4 protein-coding genes are annotated in these 6497 nt (G+C 45.2%); 1 reads left to right on the top strand and 3 read right to left on the bottom strand.

Going from position 1 to position 6497, the window contains the following annotated elements; translation table 11 throughout:
- Positions 1 to 17: 17 nt before the first annotated feature.
- Both O9290_RS14855 and O9290_RS14850 read right to left on the bottom strand, forming a co-directional pair.
- Positions 18 to 800 carry a transporter substrate-binding domain-containing protein gene (locus O9290_RS14855; protein WP_288024526.1) on the bottom strand — a complete coding sequence of 261 codons (783 nt, stop codon included), beginning with the start codon at positions 798 to 800 and terminating at the stop codon, positions 18 to 20.
- Complete coding sequence (locus O9290_RS14850) at positions 797 to 1732, bottom strand: GGDEF domain-containing response regulator (protein ID WP_043999403.1); 936 nt, start codon at positions 1730 to 1732, stop codon at positions 797 to 799. The genes O9290_RS14855 and O9290_RS14850 overlap by 4 nt, the downstream gene beginning before the upstream one ends.
- A gap of 335 nt (positions 1733 to 2067) precedes the next feature.
- On the opposite strand from O9290_RS14850, the gene O9290_RS14845 reads away from it, so the two are divergent.
- On the top strand, positions 2068 to 4995 hold the full coding sequence (locus O9290_RS14845; RefSeq protein ID WP_002762561.1) for a DEAD/DEAH box helicase: 2928 nt from the start codon (positions 2068 to 2070) through the stop codon (positions 4993 to 4995).
- A gap of 426 nt (positions 4996 to 5421) precedes the next feature.
- On the opposite strand, the gene O9290_RS14840 is transcribed toward O9290_RS14845, so the two are convergent.
- Positions 5422 to 6375 (bottom strand): tetratricopeptide repeat protein, encoded by a 954-nt coding sequence (locus O9290_RS14840; protein WP_288058204.1) that lies wholly within the window; start codon positions 6373 to 6375, stop codon positions 5422 to 5424.
- Positions 6376 to 6497 lie beyond the last annotated feature (122 nt).

Here is a 6497-nt window from a genome sequence, read left to right as displayed (position 1 = left end):
ACCCCACACCCCACACCCTATCTTCCCATTTCCCGAATTCTCAGGGGGAGTCCCCAATAGTTCACCCGTTCTGCTAACCAGCCGGTGGATTCTAGCCGCTCGATCGCTTGATTGACGCGTTCTCGGAGACTTTGGTACTGTAAACCTTTAGGGAGAACGACTCCTAGAGCGATCGCACCCAACTGGATCGGTAATTGATGATAATTGGAGAATTGCTGCACCCAACCGGTTAAAAGGCTATTATCAGCCGCAAAAGCGTCTATTTCCCCCGTTTCCAGTAAATTTAAAGCTTCTTGATAGGAAGCAACCCCGCGCAGGGTAGCCTTAGGTAAATTGGAACGCACAAGGGCGATTGTCGTCGAGCCGTTGAGTACGGCGATTCTAGAGTTAGCTAAGTCTTCTAAACGCTGCAATTGCGGGTTTTTCGTCACAAAACCGCTGCTATCGAGGTAATAAAAGGGGCTAAAATCCACTAAGCGCTGACGTGCAGGAGTAATCGCCACACGAGCGATCGCAAAATCTACTCGATCATCAATAACCACCTGTAAACGTTCTTGATTACTAACGGGTTTGAGAATAATAGCACTGTCAGAACCGAGAATTTCTGACGCTAGACGTTTAGCGATGTCGATTTCCAATCCTTGCAGATTACCCTGAGAATCAAGGAAAGCGAGGGGAGGGAGATTATTTTTGACAGCGACAATTAATTTTCCCCGGCGTATAATTGTATCGAGATCGGCGCTAAAACTTGGGGCTACACCCAAGAGCAAAAAACCAAGAATCAATAACAAATTTTTCATACTGTTTTACCTAAACTAACTCGATTCCTACCTTGATTTTTAGCGGCAAACATGGCACGATCAGCCCGCTCGATCACCGCTTCTAGATTATTATCTTCAGGGCTAAATGTTGCCACACCAATACTAGCAGTAACTCGCACTTTTTGTCGATCAATTTCAATATTTAACTTGTTAATTACTTGACAAATGCGCCAGGCTGTGGTAGCAGCATCTTCAAGATTAGTTTCTGGGAGAATAGCGACAAATTCCTCGCCCCCAAAGCGCCCAAAACTATCCACTTGACGCAGACAGTTTTTAATTGCCCCAGCGACAGTAATTAAAGTTTTGTCCCCTAGGAGATGACCAAAGGTATCGTTAATATGTTTAAAATGGTCGATATCAATGAATACAAGCGAAAAATAACGATGATAACGACGACATCGTTGCAATTCTTTCTCGCCCAAGGCGAGAATCTCTCGACGATTATTTACCCCAGTTAGGCTATCAGTTCTGACTAGCTTTTCTAGTTGATAATTGATATTTTTCAGTTCTTCTTGGGTTTTTTTCAGTTCTAAATGAATTTTAACTTTGGCTAACAGTTCCCAACTATAAAAGGGTTTATTTACGTAGTCCACAGCCCCAGAATTAAAAGCATTGATAATATCTTCTTTTTCCTCACTATCTGTTACAAAAATAATCGGTATATGAGCGTATAAAGCATTACTTTTTAGTCTTCGACAAAGTTCTATTCCCCCCATCTCTGGCATCATTAAGTCAAGAAGAATTAGGTCAGGATTAGCAGTTTCTACTCGTTCTATTATTGCCTGTTTAACACTACTAGCATAAATAGTGGCATAACCAGCAGAATCAAGAATATTCACAGCCAATTGGAGATTTTTACCGACATCATCAACCAATAAAATTAGACAGTCTTCAGCACGAAATTTAATCATCATCAGTAAGTATAGGTAATTAAGTTAAGGACAAAATAGAGATACAATTATTAGTGATACAGCATTTCTTATACAGATGAAGTATGATGGGATTGGGCATCGCCCCCAAAGGTTAAGTAGGGAGGCACAATTATTTGTAGGATGGGTTAGCGGTAGCGTAACATAATCGGGGGTTGGGTTTCATGCTTCAACCCAACCTACGTTCATCTTATATTTAATTCCACCCACCTACTTAAGCTTATCCCTAGTTTCTAGAAGTCCGCTTTTTTCGACTAGAATAAAAAAAGCCAGCCAGAATAGCCACAATTTTAAAAATTTCTCCTCTTAGACTTGACGTGAAAGAGTCCCTCAACCCTACTTCTTTGGATCTCAAAACCATTTTTCCCTTTAAACTCGACGACTTCCAGCAATCGGCGATCGCTGCTCTCGCTGCCGGTAAATCAGTGGTGGTCTGCGCTCCCACCGGTTCCGGCAAAACCTTAATCGGAGAATACGCCATCTATCGCGCCCTCGAAAGGGGCAAACGGGTTTTCTACACCACTCCCCTGAAAGCTCTTTCTAACCAAAAATTCCGGGATTTTCAAGAAAAATTCGGTCGCACCCCCACCGATGGCGATGAGGATTCCCCGCTGCTCTTTGCGGAAGTGGGATTGATTACCGGTGATGTGGTGATCAATCCCTCCGCATTAATTGTAGTCATGACTACAGAAATTTTTCGCAATATGCTGTACCAAACTCCAATCGGTGAGGTAGGCACTTCCCTAGAAAACGTGGAAACCCTAGTTCTCGATGAATGTCACTATATCAGCGATCGAGGTCGCGGCACCGTTTGGGAAGAATCAATTATCTACTGTCCCCCTAGTATCCAATTAGTCGCCCTCTCCGCCACCATCGGCAACCCCGGGGAACTCACCGACTGGATTAACTGGGTGCGGCAACTGCCCCAATCCGGCGACAATAAACAGACCTCCAGCTGCGAGCTAATTAACTCCGATTTTCGCCCCGTCCCCCTGCGCTTTTATTTCGCCAATAAAGAGGGATTATTCCCGCTGCTCGACCCAAAACAGAGCAAAGTTAACCCGAAACTACGCTCAAAAGTCGGCCACGGCAAACCCCGACGCTTAAAACGAGAAGATTGTCCCACCATCGCCTCGATTGTCACCACTCTGCGGGACAAGGATATGCTCCCAGCCATTTACGTCATTTTCAGCCGTAAAGGTTGCGATCAGGCGATTCGAGAGCTAAAAAACCTCAATCTCGTTAATCAAGAAGAAGCTAGAGCCATTTACTACCGTTTACTCATTTTCTTTCTGGAAGATAATCCCAATCTGCAAGAACTAGCCCTTTCCTTCTTTGCCGTCGAAAATCCGCCTCTACACCAGAAATTACTGGCTTTTTTCGCTAATAACCCCCAGTCCGACGATCAACTCCTCAGCCTCTTAACCGCCGCCCCCGAGACGAAAAATCAACTGTTTGAATTCCTAGCCAGTGCTTCCCAATTGGTGCGGGCCGACCAAGTGGAACCCCTCACCCGGGGCTGTGGTGTTCACCATGCCGGGATTTTACCCCTCTGGAAAGAATTAGTCGAACAACTCTTTGAAGCTGGTTTAATTAAGGTGGTTTTTGCCACCGCTACCCTCTCAGCCGGGATTAATATGCCCGCTCGCACCACCGTTATCTCGGCCCTCTCCAAACGCACCGATGATGGCCATAGTATGCTGACTCCCTCGGAATTTGTCCAGATTGCCGGCCGGGCCGGTCGCCGGGGAATGGACGCGGTGGGCCATGTGGTGACAGTACAAACGCCCTTTGAAGGGGCAAAAGAAGCGGCTTTTCTGGCCATCGCTCAACCAGAACCCCTGCAAAGCTGTTTTGCGCCCAGTTACGGCATGGTCTTAAATCTCCTGCAAAAACACAGTCTAGAGGAGGCCAAAGACCTCTTAGAGCGCAGTTTCGCCGAATATCTCGCTCGTTTGAAGTTAAGCCCCGAACGACAACAGATTACCGCCTTAACCACCGAATTGGCTAAGTTGGATATGGAATTAGCCGGTATCGAACGGGAGCAGGTCTTTAGTTACGAAAAGCTACGGGAAAGACTGCGGGAAGAAGAAAGACTGTATAAAATCCTCGCTAGTCAGTCAGAGGCACAGAAAAGACAGGAAATACATCTAAAATTGCCGAATATTCCCGTCGGAACCATCCTCCATCTCAAGGGCAAACATATTAAGGTTCCCGTCCCCGTCCCCGCTATCTTCGTCAATACCCTGCACGGAGCCGGTCAAGTGCGAACCCTTGTTTGTTTAGGTAGTGATAATCGCTGGTATTTAGCCGCCTATGCCGATATTAGCGAGATCGATCGAGGTTTTCTCACTCCCGCGGAATTAGGCGAACTGATACCCCCTTCCCTAGAAGCTGTTTCCCTAGGGGGTTGGCGCAAGGGTGAGGAAAATACTCAGGCGATCGCCGATTTAATCCCCCAACAAGTGCAGGGCATCCCACCAGTGGCGGAACTGGCAACACAAGCACAAAAAATTGAAATTGTCAATAGTCAAATTGCCGCTCATCCCCTGCAAAAACGCAAAAATCCAGGGCGATTGATGAAATTATACTACGATCGAGAGATTGCTCGCGATAAGTTACACAAGACCCAGATTAAATACCAAAAACAACAATCGCGTAAATCCTACTACTGGGAAGAATTTCTGAATCTAATCGAGATTTTGCGGGAATTCCAAGCATTAGAGGGTTATTTGCCCACTCCCCTCGGAGAAGCGGCGGCCACTATTCGCGGGGAAAATGAACTCTGGTTAGGATTAGCGATGATGTCCGGAGATTTGGACCGATTGACTCCTAGCCAACTAGCCGCCGCCATCAGCGCCATGATTACGGAACCCCCTCGCCCCGATACTTGGTGCAATTACCCTCCTGTGCCAGAAGTTATCGATATTTTGCGGCAAGGAGAGGGAAATTCCCCCGGTCTGCGAGAAGTTCGCCGTTTACTCTATCAAGCTCAATCTCGCTACGATATAACTATTCCCGTCTGGTTAGAAACCCAACTGATGGGGATTGCCTCCCGTTGGGCCCAAGGGACATCCTGGCCGGAATTGTGCGAAAATACTAGCCTCGATGAGGGAGATCTAGTGCGATTATTACGGCGCACCGTCGATGTTCTCTGGCAAATTCCCCAAATTCCCCGAGTTTCCCAAGTCCTTAAAGATAATGCCCGTCTCGCCGTCACAGCCATGAAGCGCTTTCCTTTATAATAGACCTCTTGTAGAAATCAAAAATCGTTGTTAGGGTTAGGAGTCAGTAGCCAGTAGTCAGTAGTCAGGAGAATTAAAAATAAGCATTAATCAATTAAATGGTCTATTTACAGATTTTATGCCATTTAATCCTTATTTTTGCCGTTTTTGAACCCTGAAAAATTAATTAGGGCTTGCTGAATAATGGTAAAACCCTTTTAAAATAAAGCTTTTGACCTGTTAAAGTCCGATGTTAGTGCAAGAAAATAGGATTGGGACTTTCAAAAACCTTGCATTATCCTTCTTGTAGTACACGCTTGGTACAAAAAACAAGGGCAACAAAGCCTGAAACGACCGGCTCCTGACGACCGGCTACTGACTCCTACCCCCAGGAAAAACTTTTTCAGCAGACCCTAATTATCAAGAGGTCTAATATTGATCGCTCTTTTAAACAATGGGAGATGGTAAGGAAAGTAACTGTTGGTGGATCTGCTCGATGAGGGCGAGGATTTGCTGATAATTGTGGTGCAATCCCTGATGATAGAGGTGATTTGCTCCTTGATTTAAATCCGCTAAAGCTGATTGATAATAACCCAATTGATGCCGCAGTAATCCCCTTCTAATATAAGCATCGGCATAAAAAGGATCGATGGCAATCGCCTGATTTAAATGAGCGATAGAGCGTTCGTATTCACCTAATTGGTGAGCGGTACAAGCTAGATTATAGTAGGCTGAGGCGTTATTTTTATTTAACCGGAGAGCTTGAGTAAAATCCGCTTTAGCTGAGGTAAAATTGTGGAGGGCTAAATGAGATAAACCTCGATCATTATAAATAGTGGCTAAAGTGTCGGGTTGCTGGTTAGTAATTTGACGCAAGGATTGATTAAAATCTGCTAGGGCAAGGGGATAATTTTTCATGGCCGCCTGAACTAAACCTCGATTATAGTAGGCTTGATAATAGGTGGGTTCTAGCCGGATAGTCTGGTTATAATCGGTCAGCGCCTGTGGATAATCTCCCAAACGATAAAAAGCTAAACCCCGATGGAAATAGGCTAGATAATTATCGGATTGCTGTTGTAAAGAGCGGGTGCAGTCTTGCCAAGCGTGCAGATAATCCTGTAAATAAATCTCAGTTAAACAGCGATTACTGTAGGCTAGGGCCAAGTTATTTTCCTGTTCGAGCGACTGATTGAAATCCTGCAAAGCTTGCTGATAATTACCCACCTCTAGTTGTTCAATTCCTGATCGCAACCAGTAGGATAAATGTACTGATTGAGCCGCTTTTCCCTGCCGAGGCCATCCCCCCAGCACAAGCGAGCAGAGCAGTGCAACCATAACCAATCCACCGAGGCGAGGAAGAAAATTTTTCAAAACCGTTGACATAGGAGTATCTTTGTGCATATACTCCCAATTCTGAGGAAACTTTCTCGATCGATCAACAGACAGCCTGTCAAATGCAGGAGACAGGAGATTATTTTTATTTATTCTCCCCAGTTCATAATTCATAATTCATAATTCATAAT

This window comes from Microcystis sp. LE19-41.2A (genome assembly GCF_027530405.1).
In the GTDB taxonomy this organism is placed as follows: Bacteria; Cyanobacteriota; Cyanobacteriia; order Cyanobacteriales; family Microcystaceae; genus Microcystis; species Microcystis aeruginosa.
This window is presented reverse-complemented; position numbering and strand designations above follow the sequence as displayed.

Coding starts and splice junctions, on each gene's coding strand:
- O9290_RS14855 (WP_288024526.1), bottom strand. CDS start 800: ATGAAAAATTTGTTATTGATTCTTGGTTTTTTGCTCTTGGGTGTAGCC.
- O9290_RS14850 (WP_043999403.1), bottom strand. CDS start 1,732: ATGATTAAATTTCGTGCTGAAGACTGTCTAATTTTATTGGTTGATGAT.
- O9290_RS14840 (WP_288058204.1), bottom strand. CDS start 6,375: ATGCACAAAGATACTCCTATGTCAACGGTTTTGAAAAATTTTCTTCCT.